This window comes from Oceanobacillus sp. MO10714A, assembly GCF_037072045.1.
Lineage (GTDB): Bacteria > Bacillota > Bacilli > Bacillales > Amphibacillaceae > Oceanobacillus > Oceanobacillus indicireducens.
On record NZ_JAXHDC010000006.1, the window covers coordinates 1 to 22795 of the forward strand.

Below are 22795 nucleotides of genomic sequence, written 5' to 3' on the forward strand. Positions count from 1 at the left end.
CAGGCATGCGAATTGGGGAAGCCACTGCGATTCAATGGGAAGATATTGACTTTGACAAAGGTCTGTTATCTATCGATAAAACACTTTACTATAAGAATTTGGATAACTATTCTTTTGTAGAACCAAAAACAAAGGCTAGTGTTCGTCATATTGCACTAGACGGAGATACATTAACTTTACTCAGCGAATGGAAGGACGTACAGCAATCTGTCGTTCAAACCAATTTTGTGATGAGTTATAATGGTATCCCTACACAAAAGCATACGTTAGCGAATGCTATTACACGTTTTTCTGAAAAAGCTGGGATTCATCGGATTAGGTTACATGCTTTAAGACATTCTCACGCTTCCCTGCTCATCAGTATGGGAGAAAATCCGTTAATCATCAAAGATCGTTTAGGGCATGAAGATATTGAAACGACACTCGGCACCTATGGACATTTATATCCAAATAGTAACTTCGAGGTCGCCCATAAATTAGAAGGAATTATGTCTTATCAGACATCAAAGGAAAATATCGATACGTCTCCCAAAAATCAATTTACTGTCCAATACCTACGTAAAGGTTTAAAAACAAAAACAAATAATGCAATAACAATGCAATGAAAATAGAGTAAAGAGCCGAAACCCTTGTAAACAAAGGGGTTTCAGCTCTCCTACAACTACTCCCACTCTTTTTTAAACGTACGGCATATTAAGCAAAATGCTGTAATATCAAGGAGTTTGGGAACATATAAAAACGAATAAACTGTATAGAAAATAATAAAAAGTGCAATAAAAGTGCAATTGCACCTAATCAAATACTTGTTGAATTCTGTTACTGATTCCTAAAACTCTAATATTCAAATTTAGTTAAATTCTATAAGAAACAGTTATTTCTGCAAAGGCGTTCATTCTTTTGAACGTCTTTTTTTATTGGGATAGGTTTAATATCAATAGTGATAAAAACTTACATTTTTATCTTCCACTTATTATTTCAATAATTGTATTTAACGTCATTGGAATGTTGATCGATGACAGATGATGTTTCTTAAGGTTATGAGATCAGAGGTGAAATATTGATAGATGACATGTTTAAAAATAACTATAACACAAATTTAAAATTAGGTAGTCTTTTTGACGGAATTGGTGTCTTTCCTCTTGCAGCTTCTCGTTGTGGAATTATACCTACATGGGCAAGCGAGATAGAGAAAGCACCTGTTTCCATTACCAAACGACACTTCCCTCATATGCTCCATCTGGGGGATATTACAAAAATAGATGGTGGAAAGATACCACCTATTCATATCATTACATTTGGTTCACCCTGTCAGAATTTATCCAATATTGGAAATAGAAAAGGTCTTGCAGGAAGTCAATCAAGTTTGTTTTTTCACGCAATCCGAATTATTGATGAAATGAGGTGTGCAACGAATGGAACATATCCAGTTATCGCTGTTTGGGAAAACGTCATGGGAGCTTTTTCATCAAATAACAGGTTGGATTTTAAAGCCGTGCTGGAATCGTTCACAAAAGCCGATATTCCAATGCCTGCTTCTGGAGAATGGGCAAACGCTGGAATGGTCCGAGGGAAAGATGTTGAAGTGTGTTGGCGACTCTTGGATGCCCGATATTGGGGAAAGCCCACGCTCGCTCAAAGAAGAAGACGTATCTTCCTCGTGGCAGATTTTGGAGGAACACGTGCCAAAGAAATATTATTTAAAGCCCGCGATTTGCAATCGTTTCCTACGTCTTGCGGAAAAAACAGGTTGTCCTCCACCAGCACCAGTCGAATATCTGCTACAAAAACAAGGGGGAAAATACCCATCGTCCGCCCCTTTCAAGAAAGACGCATGCGAAGTGCCGCAAAAGATAGAAATAAAACGGGATTCATTGGAAGTTTTGGACGAACGCATGACCCTTTTCCCACTTTGCTCGCAGGTTCCGTAAATTATTTTTCGTTTTGGTACGAAGGAGAAGAAAAAGAAGGATTTATTCGTCAGCTTACCCCATTAGAATGTGAACGTTTGATGGGTTTACCTGAAGGTTGGACAGCTTTAGGACACAAAGATGAAGCAATTAGTGATTATGCACGATATAAAGCGATTGGAAATGCAATTGCCGTTCCATGTGCGGCATATATTATGGCTGGTATTGCAGAAACTTTATAGATTAACAAGCTAACGTGTGACAAATTCTATCTGTCATGCTTTTTTTATGGTTTCATCCATGAAGGAGTGTGGTTTGTTTGGAAGATAACGAAACAAAGGTGATGGAATGGATCGATGATCATTTTGTAATCAATGAAATTGAGATTGAAGATTTCCCGTTTTTTCCTTGTGGGAAATTGATTCGTGATAAAAATGGAGAAACTATGATTGTGTTTTGGTGTGTCATTTATGGGCGTGTGGATTATCGACTACAAGAAGCATAGGAGTGATTCATTTATGAAAATGTATTTTACTCGTTCACCTCCGTTCTGCTCTTGTTTTCCATTTGAATAGATAATCAAAAATTAAAACAAGAAAAGAGGGCTATATCATGGAATTAAAATATGTCATTCCAAACATGGAAAAGACGTTTGGAAATTTAGAATATGCAGGAGAAGGTAAAGTCGAACAGCGACGGATTAATGGGCGTATGACCACTCTTTCTAGGAGTTATAATCTGTATTCCGATATTCAGCGTGCAGATGATATTGAAGTGATTCTCCCCCAAGAAGCTGGAGAAAAGTTTTTTGAACATGAGGAAAAAGTAAAATTAGTGAATGCTAGAATTACCGCAGAAGGTTATAAAATTGGTGAACGTGGTTTCACTAATTATATTTTACATGCAGACGACATCGTCAAAGCATAAGGAGGAAAAAACATGAGATTAGCAGAAGGAATTGTGATTGATAAAGAAAAGACATTCGGATTATTAAAGTTTTCTTCATTACGTCGGGAAGTGTTTCTACAAAATGAAGATGGTACAGTATCAACGGAAGTAAAAGAACGCACCTATGATTTAAAGTCTCGTGAACAAGGACGTATGATCCAAGTAAGTATTCCTGCTTCCGTTCCATTAAAAGATTTTGATTATAATGCGGAAGTGGAACTGATTAATCCTGTCGCAGATACAGTCGCAAATGCAACTTTTCGTGGTGCGGATGTGGATTGGTATATCAAGGCAGATGATTTAATTTTAAAAGGGAAAACAGCGTCGCCAGGCACTAACACTCAAAAATCCACTTCATCCAAAGATAAATAATGAAATTATACCGAAAAAGAGGGAAGCGAATCCGACCAAGTGACGCATCTCTCTTTTTTCAATTTATCTTTTTTAGATTGTTTGGTGTATGGCTCGTTTTCATTATCCCTTTTCATATAAAGTTTTTACTTACGACAACATGGGAAATTGATCCATTTCAAACTCACTTTGTAAGTAAGTATGGATTCACTTCACTAATCATTAGTTTGGTATTAGTGGCAATCTGTACTTTTGTTTATTATCGGTATCGTTATAATCATCTAAAACAATTGATGCATCGACAAAAGCTCGCAAAGATGATTTTAGACAATCAGTGGTATGAAACAAAACAAGTGATGAATGAAGGTTTTTTTAAAGATGTACCTTCTAATAAGGCAAAGGAAAAAATCAGTCATTTTCCAAAGATGTATTATCGTTATGAAAAAGGCATGATTCATATTCAAGTAGAAATAACACTTGGCAAATATCAAGAGCCACTTTTAAATTTAGAGAAAAAGTTAGAAAGTGGCTTATACTGTGAGTTAGTGTCTAAGGAGTTACATGATTCCTATATTGAGTACGTTCTTTTTTATGATATGATTGCGAACCGTATTTCGATTGATGACGTCATTGCGCAAAACGGTCGTTTAAAGCTCATGAAATCGATGGATTGGGAATATGATCAGTTGCCACATATGTTGATTGCTGGCGGAACAGGTGGCGGAAAAACGTATTTTATTCTTACGTTGATTGAAGCGTTGTTAAAAACAAATGCGAAGTTATATATCTTAGATCCAAAAAATGCAGATTTAGCCGATCTAAGTACTGTCATGCCTGATGTCTATTATAAAAAGGAAGATATGATGGCATGTATTGACCAATTTTATGAAGATATGATAGCTCGAAGTGAAGAAATGAAACAAATGCGGGGATATAAAACAGGAGAAAACTATGCGTATTTGGGTTTACCTCCCCACTTTTTAGTTTTTGACGAATACGTGGCTTTTATGGAAATGCTCGCTTCTAAAGAAAGTACAGCTGTATTAACGAAACTAAAACAGATTGTCATGTTAGGTCGTCAAGCCGGTTTCTTTCTTATTCTCGCCTGTCAGCGGCCAGATGCAAAATATTTAGGCGATGGGATTCGTGATCAATTTAATTTTCGCGTTGCTTTAGGAAGAATGTCCGAACTAGGATATGGCATGATGTTTGGAAGTGATGTCCAAAAACAATTTTTCTTAAAACAGATTAAAGGACGCGGGTATGTCGATAAAGGAGATAATGTGATTACCGAATTTTACACACCACTTGTGCCAAAGAATCATGACTTTTTAAAAGAGATAGAGAAACTAGCTCAATGAAGGCTGCCCAGCGCGGCGGCGTGCGAAGCGTAAGCCGCTGTGCTGGGCAAAGCCTGCGTGGCGACAGCCACGCTTTACCCCCCGTTTCTAACAGGGGGGTAGAAAAACAATAAGAAACTGTTTCAAAAGTCTAAAACCCCTTTTGCATCAAGGGTTTAGAACATATTACGAAGATGTCAGCTTTTAGCCTTTAGTTGACATCTTTTTTCTGTTGGGAGGCATGCACATGAATGAAGTACCTTGGTATCAACAATTAAAAGAAAAACGGTTGGCATATGGCGTATCGCAAAACAAATTAGCGGTACATGTGGGAATTTCAAGACAATATATTAGTGAGATTGAAACAGGAAAAATGACACCGACTCAAACATTACAACAGGCAATGTTCGATATTTTAGAGCAATTTAATCCAGAAGCACCTCTCGAAATTTTATTTGATTATGTAAGAATACGTTTTTTAACAACGAACCCAAAGCCAGTTATTGAAGAAATCTTACGGTTGAAAATGGAGTATATGATCCATGAAGACTATGCGTTTTATTCTTACATGGAACAATATGTTTTTGGTGACATTGTCGTCATGGTTTCGCCAGATGAAGATAAAGGTTGTTTACTTGAACTGAAAGGAAAAGGATGTCGGCAATTTGAAAATTTTCTACTGGCTCAACAACGAACATGGTTTGATTTCTTTATGGATGTGTTTCGTGTGAATGGTGTATTTAAACGAGTTGATCTTGCGATCAATGATAAGACAGGCATATTGGATATTCCATTTTTGACTAACAAATGTAGAAATGAAGAATGTATTTCTGTGTTTCGTAGCTTTAAAAGTTATCGTTCTGGAGAATTAGTTCATGGAGAAGAAAAGCGGGATATGGGAAATACGTTGTATATCGGCTCTTTGAAAAGTGATGTGTATTTTTGTGTGTATGAAAAAGATTATGAACAATACGTAAAACATGGTGCCTCACTTGAAGATACGGACATTAAAAATCGGTTTGAAATTCGATTAAAAAATGATCGTGCGTATCATGCAGTTGTTGATTTAATGACCTATGAAGATGCGGGACGAACTGCTTTTTCTATTATTAATCGGTATATTCGATTTGTAGATAAAGTGGAGAATAAGCGTCGTAGTAGTTGGCCAATGAATGCAGAGTGGCAGCGTTTTTTAGATTTAGGTGAAAACAGAAAAATTTATTTAACAACAAAACCTGAACCTTACACATTCGATAAAACACTTAGGTGGTTGGCTCGACAAGTAGCCCCTACTTGGAAACTAGCGACTAAACTAGATGAAATCAATCAAACAACTGTGATTCAAGATATGTTAGATCAAGCGAAGTTAAGCAAGCGTCATCAACAATTATTGATGCAACAGGCACTTGAAACAGAAGATGTCATTAAATGATAGATTGGAGGGCTTCCATGAAATTCGTAAAATTTATTTTTATTACCATCATAGGTGGCATCATTTTATGGTTTATCGAATGCATGCATCAAGTGACAAAATATTAGTAATTGAAAGGAGAAATGAAAGATGAACTTTGGGCAGAATTTATATAACTGGTTTTTAAGTAATGCGCAGTCTTTAGTATTAATGGCAATAGTGGTCATTGGTATTTATTTAGGATTTAAACGGGAATTTTCTAAACTGATTGGCTTTTTAATTGTTGCCTTGGTTGCAGTAGGATTAGTATTTAATGCAAGTGGTGTTAAGGATGTACTATTGAACCTGTTCAATAGAATCATAGGGTCTTAATTGTAACGTTTGTTTGTGGGGGATAAGTGTATTTTTATGTTCTATAAACAAACGTTGATCCAAACGGTAGTGCGGAAGGGATTAACAAGTCTATTTTTGTCTATTAGCGGATAAAATGCTTCTGTTTGTATGTTCACTTTAAAAGCCTGACGGATATTAAATTTTAGATGATTTATTATTCAATTGTTAGTGAACCTATTTTAAACAATAAGAAATTAGGTGAAAGTATTGATTTCAAATACTATAAGTTATAAATCGATATAATGTTAGCTGGTTAACATTATGAAGAATACATTGTGTATATTGACAAACTAATTAATTTTATATAAAATTAATATTGTTAACTGGTTAACTAAAAGTTGGAGATAGGTGATGAAAATGAACAAAAGTATAGAAGCACTAGAGGCTTTAGAGCAATTCATCAAGGAAAGAGAAGCCGCTGATAAAATAAGAAAACAGATGAATATGGGACAAGAAGAATCAATTATTTCGGATTGGACGCTGACTCAATTACACATCGTGGCATCTATTAAAGAAAAAGGAAGAGCAAATAATACCACACTCTCTAAAAGTTTAAATGTATCTAAACCTGCGATTACAAAAGCTGTAAGGAAACTGTTAGAACATCATATCTTAGAAAAAATACAAGAGAAAGACAACAAAAAAGAAGTTTACTATCTGCTAACAAAATCAGGTGAAATGCTTGCTCTTATTCATGCCCAACTACATGAGCAGGCAAGGGAACGTTATTTAAGAATTTTTAATGAATTTAATACAGCGGAATTAGAGACCATTATTCGCTTTTTAAAGACTGTTACAGGAAATATAAAATCTCAATAAGATTATACAAGGAGAACATGTATGTTTCGACAGCTTACTCAAACAAAAATACTGTCATTATATTTGTTGAGTCTTAGTAGTTTTTTCGCTTCTTTAAATCAAAATATTTATACACCGGTGATTCCGCTTATTCGAGATTCTTTTAACGTTTCTATTAACTGGGTAAATTTTACTGTTAGTAGTTTTATTTTTATTATAGCTTTGATTCAAATTATTTTAGGAACCATAGTAGACACTAAAAATCAAAAACGTTTATTAATCCTTAGTTTTATTTTAATTGGTATTTCAACCGTTAGTTGTGCGTTCACTACCAATTTTATACTCTTTATGATTTTTAGGATTGTTCAAGCGATTGGCGCTGGGATCATCCCATTAGTTGCGATAAATATGATTTCACACTTATTTGAAAGTGAGAAAAGAGGGAGTGCTATGGGTACCTATCAAATATTGCTTACCTTAGCTCCCGCAATTGCGCCGATATTAGGAGGTATATTGGGAGAAAACTTTGGTTATCAGGGGATTTTCCTGTTTTTATTTCTTATTGCGATGGTACTGCTGATGTTTATTATATGTACACTTGATAGTGGTGAAAATATAGACGGTCAGAGGACGTCAAAAAATTTTATTAAAACCTATCGGACTATTTTTTCCAATCAAGTTGGTTTTATTACGATGGTAGTAAGTTTTTTTATCTTTTTTATTTACTTTCTGATTATCGTATTTTTACCGATATTACTAAACGACTATTATCATATATCCTTGCAAGATATCGGGCTATTATACTTACCTTTAACAATAAGTATGATTTTAGGAAGTATGATCTTTAAAAAAGTCCAGGTAACAATAGCGTTGCGAAAACTGTTTATTATTGTTATCTTTTTTATGCCTTTGCTTATTATAATCTTTGGTTTTCTTCATTCAAAGTCTATCATAGGGTTAAGTATTCTATTATTTCTGTATGGAATAACAGTAGGATTTGCTCCCCCATTATTTTCATCAATTATAAGCAATGAATATAGTGAAAATCGCGGTGCGGCTTTAGGTTTGTTTAATTTCATTCGTTACTCTGGTATGGCAGTTGGAGGTATGTTTACTGGATTAAGTCATGTGATACCAAGCTCCTATATCTTTATCGTTTTGGGTGTGTTACTTTTTCTTATTTCCCTATTTCAGTATATCAAGTTCTAACACTTTGAAAAGTGAACAAAATATAGCATTGTTAGAGCTAATATGGTAATTAAAACGGGAGATAATATATGAGTCAGTATAAACGAAGAAAAGTTTTCAAGTGCAGTAGACAATACGAGTTGTTTACTGCTTTTTTTATGTCTAATTTTAAGAAGGATGTGAAAACTGATGGACATGCAAGTATATATCGCTAATCTCGGAAAATATAATGAAGGCGAATTAGTTGGATCGTGGTTTACACCACCTATCGACATGGAAGAAGTGAAGGAACGCATTGGGTTAAATAGTGAATATGAGGAATACGCCATACATGATTATGAATTGCCGTTTGAAATTGGTGAATACACGCCAATCTCTGAAATCAATCGGTTATGTGCCATGGTAGAAGAATTAGAAGGCTCACCAATTTACCATGAACTATCTGAAATTCAAGGCTACTGGTTTGATAGCTTAGAAGAATTGCTAGAAAATCAGGATGATATTATCTGTTATGCAGATTGTGAAGATATGGAAGATGTAGCTCGGTATTATGTAGAAGAAACAGGCATGCTTGGGGAAGTCCCTACTAACTTACAGAACTATATTGATTATCAAGCGCTTGGTAGAGATTTAGAAATAAACGGGAGTTTTCTTGTTACATCACATGGTGTCTTTGAATATGTTGGATAAGTAAATATAAAAATGTAAAAACAGTCTGTGTATATGCAGGCTGTTTTTTTCTTGAAAGGAGAACTTATGAAAAAACTAAAAAGTTATACACGTATTTGGTCGGTTGAAAAAGTGATTTATGCGATTAATGATTTTCGATTGCCCTTCCCCGTCACGTTTAATCAAATGTCGTGGTTTGTACTTTCGCTTCTGCTTGTCATGTTACTTGGGAATCTTCCCCCACTCTCTTTGATCAATGGAGCGTTATTAAAATATGTGGGAATACCTGTTGGCTTAACATGGTTTATGAGTCAAAAAACATTTGATGGCAAAAAGCCATATAGCTTTCTAAAATCTGTCATCACTTACTTTTTTCGTCCTAAATTAACTTATGCAGGGAAACCAATCAAATTACAACAAGTGAATATGAAAGAAAATATTACAGCTGTGAGGAGTGAACTGCATGCGTTATCCGATTAAATATATAGAAAATAACCTTGTCTTCAATCATGACGGGGAATGCTTTGCTTATTATGAATTGCTTCCCTACAATTATTCTTTTTTATCGCCAGATGAAAAAATCCAAGTGCATGATCACTTTCGCCAATTGATTGCACAAAATCAAGACGGAAAAATTCATGCCCTACAAATTAGTACGGCTAGTAGTATTCGTTCTGTTCAAGAGCGAAGTAAAAACTTGGTTACTGGAAGGTTAAAAGATGTTGCTCATGCACGAATTGACGATCAAACCGAAGCGCTTGTTTCCATGATTGGGGAATATCAAGTAGACTATCGTTTCTTTATCGGTTTCAAGTTGCTCTTGAATGAAGAAGAAATCAGTATGAAATCTATGGGGAAATCAATCAAAAATTCACTATCTTCTTTTGTTCGTGATGTGAACCATCATTTAATGGGGGATTTTGTTTCCATGCCTCATGATGAAATGAGACGTTTCTCTAAAATGGAGTCTTTGCTGCAAAACAAAATTTTAAGACGTTTCAAAATACGCCCTTTAGATAAAAATGATTTTGGTTATTTAATTGAACATCTACATGGACAATCAGATATTGCTTATGAGGACTATGACTACGTGCTTCCCTTGAAAAAATTAAAGCATGAAACTTTAGTGAAGCGCTATGACATCATTAAACCAACACGTTGTTTAATGGAAGAAAATCAACGTTATTTAAAAATAGAACAGGAAGAACAAACGACTTATGTTGCTTATTTTACGATTAATTCAATTGTTGGTGATTTGGAATTTCCGTCAGATGAAATCTTTTATTACCAGCAACAACAATTCACCTTCCCTATCGATACATCCATGAATGTAGAAATTGTGACGAATAAAAAAGCATTATCAACCGTACGGAATAAGAAAAAAGAACTGAAAGATTTAGATAATCATGCCTATGAATCTAACAATGAAACAGGAAGTAATGTGCTAGAAGCCTTGGAACAAGTGAATGAATTAGAAGATGTACTCGATCAAAGTAAAGAATCAATGTACAAGTTAAGTTATGTCATTCGAGTTTCTGCATCTACTTTAGATGAACTGAAACAGCGATGTAATGAAGTAAAAGATTTTTATGATGACTTAAACGTAAAACTTGTTCGACCTTTTGGGGATATGATTGGTTTACACAGTGAATTTATTCCCGCCAGTAAACGGTATATAAATGATTATATTCAGTATGTAACATCTGACTTTTTAGCGGGACTTGGATTTGGTGCAACACAGATGCTTGGTGAAACAGAAGGGATTTATTTTGGCTACAACTTGGATACAGGAAGAAATGTATATCTCAACCCAAGCCTAGCCAGTCAGGGCGTCAAAGGTTCTGTCACCAATGCGCTTGCTTCTGCTTTCTTAGGTTCACTTGGTGGTGGGAAATCTTTTTCAAATAACTTACTCGTTTATTATGCAGTGCTATTTGGTGGACAAGCTCTTATCGTTGATCCAAAGGCGGAACGAGGAAGTTGGAAAGAAACATTACCAGAAATGGCACATGAAATAAATATTGTTAATTTAACAAGCGATGATTCAAACAAAGGACTACTTGATCCTTTTGTCATTATGAAAAAGAAAAAGGATTCAGAAAGCCTTGCGATTGATATTCTTACCTTCCTCACGGGTATATCGAGTCGGGATGGTGAGAAATTCCCTGTATTACGACGTGCGATTCGGGCCGTTGGTCAACAGGAAGAACGTGGCTTGCTTCTTGTCATCCAAGAACTTAGAAGTGATCCGAATCCATTAGCACGTCCAATCGCCGATCATATTGAAAGTTTTACCGATTATGATTTTGCCCACCTCCTGTTTTCAGATGGAACGGTGAAAAATTCGATTAGTTTAGAAAAACAGTTAAATATTATTCAAGTAGCCGATTTAGTTTTACCTGATGCAGAAACGAGTTTTGAAGAATATACGACGATGGAACTGCTTAGTGTCGCAATGCTCATTGTTATTTCTACCTTTGCATTAGACTTTATCCATTCTAATCGCAGTATATTTAAAATAGTTGATTTAGATGAAGCTTGGTCCTTCCTGCAAGTAGCACAAGGGAAAACACTGTCTAACAAACTAGTAAGAGCTGGACGTGCCATGAATGCGGGCGTATATTTTGTGACGCAAAATGCAGATGATTTAACGGATGAGAAATTGAAAAACAATATCGGTGTGAAGTTTGCCTTTCGTTCTAGAGATATTAATGAAATTAAAAAGACGTTGGAGTTTTTTGGCGTCGATAAAGAAGATGAAGGAAACCAGAGAAGACTTCGTGAATTAGAAAATGGTCAATGTTTGATTCAAGATTTATATGGACGTGTGGGGATTATTCAAGTCCATCCTGTTTTTGAAGATTTATTTGATGCCTTCGATACTCGCCCACCTACAACTGAAAAAGAGACGAGGTGATGATGTGAAGAAACGACAATTGAAAAAAGTGATCTTAACGGTAGTACTCATTGGTGCTGCCGTTTTTCTATGTCTTCTATTACTTGGCACTTTTGCGCAAGCTGCGGGATTAGTCGATGATACGGTATCGGAGGATAACTTCTATTCCCTTTATCCATTAGATCATTACCAATTGGATTTTTATGTCGATACAGGTTGGGATTGGCTGCCGTGGAACTGGAATGATGGAATTGGTAAACAAGTGATGTATGGACTTTATACGATTACCAACTTCATTTGGATAATAAGTCTGTATTTATCAAATGCGACAGGCTACTTAATCCAACAAGCCTACTCTCTAGATTTCATTTCTCAAACAGCGGATGCGATTGGGAAGAATATGCAAACATTAGCTGGGATTACGGCAAGCGGTTTTAGTAGTTCAGGATTTTATGTTGGGTTCTTGCTGCTGTTTATTTTAGTCATTGGGATTTACGTGGCTTATACAGGATTAATGAAACGAGAAACAACGAAAGCGATTCGAGCGATTTTAAACTTTTTGGTTGTGTTTATTTTATCTGCCTCCTTTATCGCTTACGCACCAACATACATTACAAAAATCAATGATTTTTCAGCAGATATTAGTCAAGCAAGTTTAGATTTAGGAACAAAAATTTTGATGCCAAGTTCTACTAGTCAAGGAAGAGATAGTGTCGATATGATTCGAGATAACCTCTTTTCAATTCAAGTGGAGCAACCTTGGATGTTGTTACAATTCGATGATTCGGATAAAGAAACGATTGGCGAAGATCGTGTTGATACATTAGTTTCGATTAGTCCAGATGCCAATAACGGAAAAAATCGTGAGAATGCGGTGAAAGCAGAAATTGAGGATCATGACAATAAAAACTTAACGATTACGAAGACCACTACGCGTTTAGGCATGGTCTTCTTTTTATTCCTATTTAATATTGGTATATCCATTTTCGTATTTCTGTTAGCGGGCATTATGATTTTCTCACAAATTTTGTTTATTATTTATGCGATGTTCTTACCGATTAGTTTTTTATTATCTATGATTCCAACTTTTGAAAACATGGGGAAACAAGCCATTATGAAGTTGTTTAATGTAATCATGCTTCGTGCGGGCATTACGTTAATTATTACAGTTGCTTTTAGTATTTCATCCATGTTGTATAGCTTAACAACAAGCTATCCATTTTTCTTAATTGCTTTCTTGCAGATTGTCACGTTTGCGGGCATTTACATGAAACTTGGTGACATCATGAGTATGTTCAGCTTACAAAGTAATGATTCACAAAACGTTGGGCGTAAAGTGATGCGTCGGCCTTATCGCATGTTTAATCGTGGAGGGCGTCGATTGCAACGCAATATTACGCGAACTCTTGCAGGTGCAACCGCTGGAGCGACGGCTGGTGCATTAGTTGGCCAGTCTAAAAAGACAAAAGGAAGTTCATCTTCCCTTCGCCCATTACAACGGCTTACATCATCATCTAAAAAGAATCGAGAAAAGACGAAGGAACAAGTAAATCCAACTTCATTAAGTCAGAAGTTTGGTCAAGTAACGGGAAAGGTGCTTGGTGCAAAAAATCAGGTTCGAGCAAATATCAAACACCGAAAAGAACAATTGGTTGATTTACCGACAAATACTCAATATGCAGTGATGCAAGGCAAAGAACAATTGAAAAAGCCTGTTCATGATTTTAAAGAAGGTGTTGTGCAGGCGAAAGAACAAAGAGAAAAAGCAGCAAAAGAACGTTCAATGAAGCATCGCCAAACAATAGCTGATAAACGACGGGCATTGGATAAAAAGCGTGAACCTTCTCGTAACCGGTTTACTCATACACGACCAGTTACTCAAAGTGAACCGATTGTAGCAAGAATTGTACAGCAAGGAAAGACATCAACAAATGCTAAAGAATCTTTAACCCATGTGGTGCAGGATCCATTCAAACAGTCGAAGTTAAATAGAAAAATATCTGTTTATAAAGAACGTCCTGAAATGGAACGTAAACAAAAAGTACAAAAAGTGATGAAGCACCCGGATAAACCAATCAAAGTAATGAAGAAGAGGCAGCTTCAGAAACGTTCTGCGCCTACGAATAGGAGGCAACGTTAATGAAAATCATGCGATTAAAAATCATGCTCATTACGTATGGAGTAGGCTTTCTACTCTTTTTTGGCTTGTTAGTTTTTGTGGCACTTTTCATTTCTAATGAAGATGATTCATCAGGAGGAAATGATTTTGACATGGATGGCGGTAGAAGTGTTTCCGTGTCAGCAGATGTATTAAAATACCGACCAATGGTAGAAAAATATGCAAAAGAATATGGCGTTAGTGAATATGTGTCAACGTTACTCGCAATTATGGAAGTGGAAAGTGGTGGAAAGTTAATCGATGTGATGCAATCGAGTGAATCCATGGGATTACCTCCTAATACGTTAGATTCGGAAGAAGCCTCTATAGAGCAAGGCGTAAAATACTTTGCGGATTTACTTCAATCAGCAGAATCTAAAGGTGTAGATGGAAATACGGTCATACAAGCGTATAACTACGGCGGTGGTTTCATTGATTATGTCGCAAAAAGAGGAAAAAAATATAGTTTTGACTTAGCCCAAAGCTTTGCGAAAAAACATTCAGGTGGAAGTAAAACGACTTATTCCAACCCAATTGCCGTAAAAAAGAACGGGGGTTGGCGTTACCTGTATGGCAACATGTTTTATGTAGATTTAGTCCATCAATACTTTCACTCCCCACAATTTGATGGTGAAATTGTTCAACTTGTGATGGATGAAGCATTGAAATACGAAGGATATCCTTATGTATTTGGGGGAGATAATCCGAACACTTCTTTTGACTGTAGTGGACTTACGCAATGGAGCTATCAAAAGGCTGGAATTAATTTACCAAGAACAGCACAACAACAATATGACTTTACAGAACATATCCCTTTATATGAAGCTAAACCAGGTGATTTAGTATTTTTTCACTCAACGTATAATGCTGGAACGTATGTTACCCATGTCGGTATTTATCTTGGAGACAATCAAATGTATAACGCAGGTGATCCGATTGGTTATGCAGACTTAACGACTGCTTACTGGCAAAAACATCTAATTGGAGCCGGACGAATTAAACAATAGGAAGGGTTGGAATAGATGAAAAACATATTTAGAAAAAAAGAAAAACAAAAAGTGGAAATAAAGTCATCGAAAACAAGAGAAAAAAGTGTTGGAACACGTAAGAAATCAGTGACTGTTTTGTGGATTGTGTTAATCAGTAGCCTTGTCTTTGGGATATATAAGAACTTTACTGCTATTGATCAACATACAGTTCATGAAAAAGAAGTGATTGAAACAAAACTTGTGGACACTAGTGCAATTGAAAGCTTTACGAAAAGCTTTGTGAAAGATTACTATACGTGGCAAAATAATAAAGAATCGATTGAACAACGTGAGGATAAGTTAAGCCATTATCTAACAGAGGAATTGCAAGCTTTAAATACTGATACAGTAAGAGCAGACATTCCTACTAGTTCTAGCGTAAGTGATATTGATATTTGGTCGGTATCACAAGAAGATGATAATACTTATGCGGTTGTTTATTCCGTAGAGCAAAAAATTACGGAGGATAAAAATAGCGAAAAGATTCATTCCACCTATCGGATTTTGCTTCATCAAGATAGTGCGGGAAATTTAGTGATTGCACAAAATCCTACTATATGGAACATACCACATAAATCAGATTATGAACCACAACAACCCGAGAGTAACGGTACAATTGATTCCGATACGGTGCAAGAGGTGACAGAGTTTTTGGAGACGTTCTTTGCATTTTATCCTACTGCGACGGATAAGGAACTTGCTTATTATGTGAAAGATAATGCCTTACCACCTATTGGTAAGGACTATTTATTTTCAGAGTTAGTTAATCCCGTATTTCAGACAGTGGACCATCAAATAAAAGTATGGGTTACAGTAAAGTATTTAGATGAAGCAACGAAAGCAATGCAGTTGTCGCAATATATACTCACGTTAGAAAAAGATTTGAATTGGCTAATTATTGAATAAATTAAATGTAGGATAGTCACCACTTGCTCCATCAAAACTGAACAAGTGGTGATTGTTATGTTAGTACAGCACATCTAAAAAACTGAAGAATTTATTACTATATATTCAACAATCACAATTGATTATAGGAAACAAATATTTAATTTGATCCGCTTTTTTTATGGTAAGTTCCTTTTAATCATTTCATATAAAATTAGTTGTTAGTATATTTATTGATTCCACTTCATAATTACAAATAACATGTGGGCATATATTCGCCAGTCTTAATCCATTCATAACATTGCAAGGATGCTAACGCATTCCAACGATGACCTAAAAATAATGCAAGATGTGAGGGACCAGCATAAAACAAGTGCACTTGTTTTGCATTAGATATAGAAAGTGCCTTTTTAATTTCAGTTTTTATTTTATTAACTGCATCATTAGCTTGTTGGGCGGATAAAATCGGCAAGTGCGAATAGAGATGAAGTTTTGGTAAATGTAATAAATTTTGTTTTTGTAAATATTCAGTAACCTCAGTGACAATACTATCCCTTGTGATACCTATTGTAACAATAAGTTCTTCTCCAATTTTATCTTCAAAATCAATTGAAAACTTATACTCTGGAGTTTCATTATCAGGAAACGAATCTGTGTACCATATTTCCCTATTTCGCTGTTTAACTTCAATTACAAAACCTGATACTGCTGAAAAAGCAACTCCAAACGCTAAAGACGCAGAAATCCTGCGATTACCACTTAGATGTATCTTCTTTGTTGATCGATTTGCTTGAATCCTTTTTTTTGTCTCCAGTAATTCTTGAAATAACTTTGTATTCCATTTGGGGGTAGGCGGATATTTTCTGTCATAACCACCAAAAAAAGAGTGCCACATGAATTCAATCTCTTTATTTTCTTCTAAGACCTCATCTATAGATGTACATATATATACTGGGTTTGAAGGGATACTATCCTTGTTAATCGATTTATTTATCGTATCAGTTAACCGACAACGGGAAACAGGTTTATTCTTTTGAGACCTAACCAAGACAAGCAAGTTTTCAAACACTTTATCTAATTCACTGCTTCTTAAATCGTAATCGGGTAAGTGACTATCAAATTCATCCTTAAAAATACCTTTAGTCTTATCACTAAGTGATCCCCATTTTTCTTCAATAATAACCTTACTATAAATGAACATCGCCATTTTATCGTCTTTACCCAATTTTTTTATTATTTCTTTAAAATCATTATAAGAATTTCGAAATACTCCAGATGAAAAATCATAGAACGGGTATGAATCCCGCAATCGTTTTAACCCATTTACTAGGGGGTGTAGCTTCACTGACAATCCAGGACATGATAAGATAAATCTCCTATATGTTCCAGGGCTACCTTCATCCATTCGTTGAAATCTTTCAATTTCTTCCCAAAACTCTGAAGGGGTTACTTGGTGATCTTTTGCCTCAATCGCTTCAACACTTTCCCCTATTCCAGGTACATAAAACTTTGCTTCTATATCTCCTATACTCTCCCAAATAATTGATGAAAAACCCTCATATGATAACCAATAAGGGATTTTGCATAGAATAAGATTAGCCTGAAAATCTATCCCCTTTGTGGCTATGTCCCCTCCTCTAGATTCAGCTTCTAAAAGTGACGGTGATTGTTTATATTTATCAGTCAATTAATCGCTCTCCTCTCGTATCAAATTTCCTTTAATCATTGAAGAGCCAGGAATGTACAACGTAACATTGTAATCAATTTTCTCATGATTAAGTTTTACCAATAAAAGGACTACAAAATTAGCTCCTACCTCAGGGTTATTTACTATATCAGACATACTTTGTCGGTCTTGTATGCTGGGTATTAATTCAAAAGAAGGATGTGAATGCCATTCACCAAGGTAATTAAATTTTGTATAATTATGTTTATTTTTTTCAAAAAATTGACGTAAAGCCTGTTTTAAAGACTTTTGAATCCGTCGAACAAATGTAATCCATGTTCCACCGTCTCTTTGAATCGTGAAATCACAAATCCTGAATGTTCCTTTTTCCACATGTTCACCCATTAAAATCCCGCCAATTTCTCGTTCGCCAGCATCCTGTAATTCAATTTTTAACTTTTGTTCAATATGGTTAGGAAGAATCAGGTTAATCATTGGTTTTCTCCAATAATGTTTGAATAAATTCTATAGTCGGTCTCAATTCCTCTTCAGATACTTTTTGTTTTTTTGAATATTTTTGCAAGTGCTCTGTCTTTATTGGACGTGTATCAAATGGTGCTTCAAATATCCATGAAGTCGTTAGGCCAATAAGATACATTGAGAATGGAAACATAGATGGATCATTTTCTAAAACTGTATCAACTGCAAGTCTTGTTAAATGACTTGCTATCACATTAACATCAGCATCTGAAGCAATCATAACTTTTCCAGTTTCCTCTTCAATACCATAAGGTTCAAATGTATTGAAATCAATATCTGGAAATTGCTTCGTTGTTTCATAAAAAGCATGTCTCATTGTTTGAGGATCTGGGTCAATATCTGGTCTACTTCTTGCTATCAAACCACCAATTCCTCCTGCAAAAATTTCACCCCAAACCATTGGTTTTTTATAAGAAACACTAACAGCTGACAAGAAATTAAACACCTTTGGACTTGCGGTAGCATCAATAATCAAATCACAATTCCCTAATTGGCTTAATACAGCATTCAAAGAAGTTGTTGCCTCTTGCCCAGTAACATTGATTTTGCTTGTCTTAACATAAATATAAGAAGATATACGTTTTAACTGATTCTCAACTGCATCAACCTTATGTGCTCCTACACTCTTCCAATCAAGGGTATGTCTCACTATGTTTTCAGATAAGAATATATCATCATCAACAAGATAAAATTTTTCAGCACCCATCCTCGCTAAAGATGTTGCCACTTTACTACCTAACGATCCCAAACCTACAATCCCAATTTTTCTTTTATTTAATTCGCTTAAGTACGCAGGATTTCTATTTTTAACATTATTTTCAGTTACAATCGGAATTTCTAACAATTCGTTATCACTTTTAAAACTAAAAAGTGCATGGGGTTTATTGTCTTTATCTATTACTAAAATTAATTTTTCATCTGACAAAGGTTTTACAGAGCTTTTATCATAAAGTTCTTCTATATCTGTGATTGTCTTAAGCGTTTGGATTTTTTCCAAGGGTAGTTGTGTCTTTAAAATTAACCCAATATCCTCCTTCGATGGTTTTAATTCTTCTGGAAGGATAGAACTTGTCCAGAGCGTTTCGTCTTCTTTCTCTAACGCTGTAACATGCATAACCAATGTTTTGTTTTCAAAAACCATGGCAAACTTCATGTTTGCCACTTTGTTATAGTGAAAAGTTGATATTACATCCAAAAATTTACTTTTTACGTAAAATCTTATGTTTTTACGTCTAAGTTTTTGACCTTCGGTTAAAAAATGCCTAGAGGGTATATGTTCTTTTTCCTGTTTGTTTCCTAGAGGGTTTTCTGCATGAATTAGTCGATAAGCACTTTCTAATACTTGAGCCCCTGTAATAGATGGATGCCAATTATCTGGTCCCCATTCAAGACATAAAGCTCCATCTGTATACTGATGATCCGACCAGCGACTGTCATCATCAATTGGCTTTACTGTTGGTGGGGTTTGTGGGAATAGATTCGGGTAGCTTAATTTCACTTCATAAATATACTCATGTGCTTTTATTTGAGCTTTTAATACGATACCAGAATCAAGGATCCATTCCACACCCTCTAACCATGTTGATTTAGACTGCATCCGTTCAATTGCTTCTCTCTCTATAGCCAATCGTTTAGGTTCGGATAAAAACCATAGATTCATTAAGCAAATCCTCCTGGCTTTTTTGGTTCAACTGCTTTATTTGGGAATGTTAAAGAAGGCTCTATAGCATTCTTTAACAAGGAGTTAGTATTGTAGGTACCAGATGATGGATAGCGGGAACCAAAAATTTGGCGCCACAATTTTAATGCTTCTTCGTCATCCTCTTCATTAAGTGCTTTTCTTCCAATCTCAGCATGTTTCTTGGCTTTGTTGTAGAAACCTTCAAATGCTGCAAAACTCATACCTGTTGTAACTGAGTTTCCAGACACACCAGGATCATCGATATGTGGTACCATCCCTAGTCCAATATAAAAAGCATATTTATCAACGATTGATTCAAGTGTCCCTACAAACAATTCCCCATACTGTGCTTCATTTCGATCCATACATTCTGCCGTAATGCATTCAATGACAAATCCCTTTGGTTTTTTATTTACAGTTGGATTCTCGCGACGCCACCATTTCATTAACTTAACAAGTGGTTTAAAACGCCCTCCACTATCTTGATTGACTTCTGTTGTCCATTCTGTATGCTGTGGTGGATTTGTTTCAAGCCAATCTTCTTTTTTTCTATCTGGAATATATAAAGTACCTTCCATGCCATTTGGTGCAATAATAGGTACAACATCCATGTCAACGTTACTCGTTTCGATTCCCACGGAACGAGCCTGTTTTCTAATAATAGAGTATTTATTTTTTAGTGTATTGTAGAGAAGATCAATCACATCTTGTGGGTCATCATTTGTAGTGTGATTGGTTACTACTATTATATCAACATCTGGTCTTGCAACATTACCATCTTTTATTTTCGGACGGATGGCAGTATTTCTTTTATAAGATCCTGATAAAAAATCTGTAACATGGTATTTTTTGAAATCATCATCTTTCTTAAGATAATCCCTTAAATTGGTGTGACCATTTTTCGCATCACTCTTTGTTGTTTTACTCGGTTCAATTTCTTGAAGAAGCTTAATAAACTGTGATTGTGTTGCCATATAATCTGCTCCCCCTTTTTACTTATTCTTTATAATTATATTGAATAACCCTATTATAACACGAATATATGTTCTTACAAATAAAATAGAATTTATTTACTGAATATTGCTAACGAAGACGAGTACCAAGTAATGAAAGTAGTAATTCAGCATTATGAAACTATATGTCAAGGTAGTCCATACAAAAACAGAAAACTCCTTTTGGAGACGGAGTAATCATTCACATGAGATTTTACAATAATCATTTTAACCCAGCAACACTAAAAGGGCCTTTAATCGCCATTTGTGAGAGTTTTTCTGCCATATATTCAGGTGAATACTGCATGTCATTCTCCAACCAATAGGAAATAACACCTACATACCCATGTGCCACATAGTAAATGAACAGCTCTTTAGGTATTTCCATTTTATTAGGATTGGGATGAAATTTGTCAAGATAACTTAACATATATTTTTCTATGATTCTTAAAAACTGTTGTTGGAATGAAGAAATTCCATTCTCCCCCATCATTACTTTAAAAAATTCTCCGTGCTGATAAATATATTGCATTGCTCTTAAATAAAATGGATTCGGGATATGTGCTAAGGTTAATTCCTCTTCATTTTTTGGAGCAACTTCTTCTACAAAAGATACTAATTCATCGTTTATAGTCTTATCTAATAAATCATATTTATCGTAAAAATGCGCATAGAATGTGGAGCGATTAATTTGTGCATAAGTTGTTAATTTCATTATTGTAATTTCCTCAAATTCCATTTCCGTGAGAAGTGCTAATAAAGCCTCTTTTAAAAGTTGTTTCGTCTTAATGACACGCAAGTCACTGGATTTGCCCATAAAACATCTCCTCCATTTTTGTTGGTTATTTATATGCTACAAGACAGTTTCAATCCCTTTGTCCTTTAAGCAACAGATTAGACAATTTATTCGGTTGTTACTTTATTATAACCGACTTACAATAAAAGCAACAACATGTTGTCTTGATATTTATTGTTTATTTAGGAGGCGGATTAAGTGAAAACTATTTCAATAAATAAATTAAGCAAATCTTACAAAAAAAATAAAGATGAAAAGTTTTTCGCACTAAAGAATCTTAACTTTGAAGTAGAGAGTGGAACGATTTTTACTTTATTGGGTCCTAATGGCTCTGGAAAAACTACTACCATCAACATGATTAATGGTCTAAATAGACCGACCGAAGGAAAAATAGAAGTTATGAATTTAGATCCAATCAAAGACATGAAACAGGTTCGCAACCTTATAGCTGTTGTACCTCAAGAAACAGCTCTTTATAATGATTTAACCGCGAGGGAAAACTTAATGTTTCATGCACAATATTATGGTATCCCCAAAAAAGAATGGAATACTAGCGTTCAAAGCGCTTTAGAACTTGTAGGTTTAGAAAAAAGAAAAAATGATCGAGTCGGAACATATTCAGGCGGAATGCAACGGAGATTAGCACTTGGAAGAGCATTAATGACATCTCCCGAGATACTATTGCTAGATGAACCTACTTTAGGAGTAGATGTACAATCAAGAAACGCCATCTGGAATCAAATTAGAAATTTGGCAAAGGCTGGAAAGACTGTTGTCTTAACAACTAATTCCATGGAAGAAGCTGAAGCACTTGCAGATCATATTATGATAATTGACCATGGCAAAGAAGTTATTTCCGGAACACCAAAAAGTCTAAAAAGTGAAATTGACACCAATACCCTTTCAATTAGTTTCCAAGACCAAGAAGCTGCCAAAGAAGCTGTAAAGGTTCTTCAAGATACTTACAAACTGAAACAAGATAAAACTGAAATAGAAGTTCGAACAGAAGACAGAACAGAAATTTTTACGATGATGAACCAAATCCATTTCTTAAATGACAAAATCGTTAGTTTTGAAATGAATGAACCAACTTTAAATAATGTCTTCTTGCATTTCACTGGGCGTGAATTAAGAAACTAGGAGGTGTA

At 35.2% G+C, this 22795-nt stretch carries 22 protein-coding genes; 17 read left to right on the forward strand and 5 right to left on the reverse strand.

Annotated features, from left to right (window positions below; translation table 11 throughout):
- From SPD53_RS06280 to SPD53_RS06355, 16 genes are all read left to right on the forward strand, one after another.
- A partial coding sequence (locus tag SPD53_RS06280; protein WP_336251989.1) for a site-specific integrase occupies positions 1-605 on the forward strand: 605 nt, incomplete at its 5' end.
- Between the two features lie 452 nt (positions 606-1057).
- A complete protein-coding gene (locus SPD53_RS06285) occupies positions 1058-2149 on the forward strand; it encodes a DNA cytosine methyltransferase (RefSeq protein WP_336251990.1) in 1092 nt (363 codons plus the stop codon).
- 68 nt (positions 2150-2217) lie between these two features.
- Complete coding sequence (locus tag SPD53_RS06290; RefSeq protein WP_442946269.1) at positions 2218-2412, forward strand: hypothetical protein; 195 nt, start codon at positions 2218-2220, stop codon at positions 2410-2412.
- A gap of 107 nt (positions 2413-2519) precedes the next feature.
- On the forward strand, positions 2520-2834 hold the full coding sequence (locus tag SPD53_RS06295; protein ID WP_336251992.1) for a YdcP family protein: 315 nt from the start codon (positions 2520-2522) through the stop codon (positions 2832-2834).
- A 12-nt stretch (positions 2835-2846) separates the two neighbouring features.
- Positions 2847-3227 (forward strand): YdcP family protein, encoded by a 381-nt coding sequence (locus tag SPD53_RS06300; protein ID WP_336251993.1) that lies wholly within the window; start codon positions 2847-2849, stop codon positions 3225-3227.
- Entirely contained in the window at positions 3227-4567 is a 1341-nt protein-coding gene (locus SPD53_RS06305; RefSeq protein WP_336251994.1) for an FtsK/SpoIIIE domain-containing protein, read from the forward strand. Before SPD53_RS06300 ends, SPD53_RS06305 begins: the two co-directional genes overlap by 1 nt.
- Before the next feature lie 211 nt (positions 4568-4778).
- Positions 4779-5978 (forward strand): MobT family relaxase, encoded by a 1200-nt coding sequence (mobT, locus tag SPD53_RS06310; RefSeq protein ID WP_336251995.1) that lies wholly within the window; start codon positions 4779-4781, stop codon positions 5976-5978.
- Between the two features lie 129 nt (positions 5979-6107).
- Positions 6108-6329, forward strand: coding sequence for a hypothetical protein (locus SPD53_RS06315; RefSeq protein ID WP_336251996.1), 222 nt, complete (start codon positions 6108-6110; stop codon positions 6327-6329).
- Between the two features lie 372 nt (positions 6330-6701).
- Complete coding sequence (locus SPD53_RS06320) at positions 6702-7169, forward strand: MarR family transcriptional regulator (RefSeq protein ID WP_336251997.1); 468 nt, start codon at positions 6702-6704, stop codon at positions 7167-7169.
- A 21-nt stretch (positions 7170-7190) separates the two neighbouring features.
- Entirely contained in the window at positions 7191-8357 is a 1167-nt protein-coding gene (locus SPD53_RS06325) for an MFS transporter (RefSeq protein WP_336251998.1), read from the forward strand.
- 168 nt (positions 8358-8525) lie between these two features.
- On the forward strand, positions 8526-9026 hold the full coding sequence (locus SPD53_RS06330; RefSeq protein WP_442946179.1) for an antirestriction protein ArdA: 501 nt from the start codon (positions 8526-8528) through the stop codon (positions 9024-9026).
- Positions 9027-9092: 66 nt separating this feature from the next.
- Positions 9093-9485, forward strand: coding sequence for a conjugal transfer protein (locus SPD53_RS06335; RefSeq protein ID WP_336251999.1), 393 nt, complete (start codon positions 9093-9095; stop codon positions 9483-9485).
- Positions 9469-11922 (forward strand): ATP-binding protein, encoded by a 2454-nt coding sequence (locus SPD53_RS06340; protein ID WP_336252000.1) that lies wholly within the window; start codon positions 9469-9471, stop codon positions 11920-11922. The genes SPD53_RS06335 and SPD53_RS06340 overlap by 17 nt, the downstream gene beginning before the upstream one ends.
- Entirely contained in the window at positions 11876-14041 is a 2166-nt protein-coding gene (locus SPD53_RS06345; RefSeq protein ID WP_336252001.1) for a CD3337/EF1877 family mobilome membrane protein, read from the forward strand. Before SPD53_RS06340 ends, SPD53_RS06345 begins: the two co-directional genes overlap by 47 nt.
- An 8-nt stretch (positions 14042-14049) precedes the next feature.
- Positions 14050-15066 (forward strand): bifunctional lytic transglycosylase/C40 family peptidase, encoded by a 1017-nt coding sequence (locus SPD53_RS06350; RefSeq protein ID WP_336252065.1) that lies wholly within the window; start codon positions 14050-14052, stop codon positions 15064-15066.
- 15 nt (positions 15067-15081) lie between these two features.
- Positions 15082-15993 (forward strand): conjugal transfer protein, encoded by a 912-nt coding sequence (locus SPD53_RS06355; RefSeq protein WP_336252002.1) that lies wholly within the window; start codon positions 15082-15084, stop codon positions 15991-15993.
- Between the two features lie 229 nt (positions 15994-16222).
- Here the strand turns inward: SPD53_RS06355 and cap4 are convergent, their stop codons facing one another.
- The 5 genes from cap4 to SPD53_RS06380 all read right to left on the reverse strand — a co-directional run bounded on the left by cap4 (position 16223) and on the right by SPD53_RS06380 (position 21650).
- Positions 16223-17659 (reverse strand): CD-NTase-associated endodeoxyribonuclease Cap4, encoded by a 1437-nt coding sequence (cap4, locus tag SPD53_RS06360; RefSeq protein WP_336252003.1) that lies wholly within the window; start codon positions 17657-17659, stop codon positions 16223-16225.
- Positions 17660-18133 carry a Mov34/MPN/PAD-1 family protein gene (locus SPD53_RS06365; RefSeq protein ID WP_336252004.1) on the reverse strand — a complete coding sequence of 158 codons (474 nt, stop codon included), beginning with the start codon at positions 18131-18133 and terminating at the stop codon, positions 17660-17662.
- The gene (locus tag SPD53_RS06370) at positions 18126-19838 is read right to left on the reverse strand and encodes a ThiF family adenylyltransferase (protein ID WP_336252005.1); all 1713 of its coding nucleotides are present in this window, start codon (positions 19836-19838) and stop codon (positions 18126-18128) included. The genes SPD53_RS06365 and SPD53_RS06370 overlap by 8 nt, the downstream gene beginning before the upstream one ends.
- Positions 19838-20833: an SMODS domain-containing nucleotidyltransferase gene (locus SPD53_RS06375; RefSeq protein WP_336252006.1), complete on the reverse strand. Its 996-nt coding sequence runs from the start codon at positions 20831-20833 to the stop codon at positions 19838-19840. The genes SPD53_RS06370 and SPD53_RS06375 overlap by 1 nt, the downstream gene beginning before the upstream one ends.
- Positions 20834-21074: 241 nt before the next feature.
- Positions 21075-21650: a TetR/AcrR family transcriptional regulator gene (locus SPD53_RS06380; protein ID WP_336252007.1), complete on the reverse strand. Its 576-nt coding sequence runs from the start codon at positions 21648-21650 to the stop codon at positions 21075-21077.
- 195 nt (positions 21651-21845) lie between these two features.
- On the opposite strand from SPD53_RS06380, the gene SPD53_RS06385 reads away from it, so the two are divergent.
- A complete protein-coding gene (locus SPD53_RS06385) occupies positions 21846-22787 on the forward strand; it encodes an ABC transporter ATP-binding protein (protein WP_336252008.1) in 942 nt (313 codons plus the stop codon).
- Positions 22788-22795 lie beyond the last annotated feature (8 nt).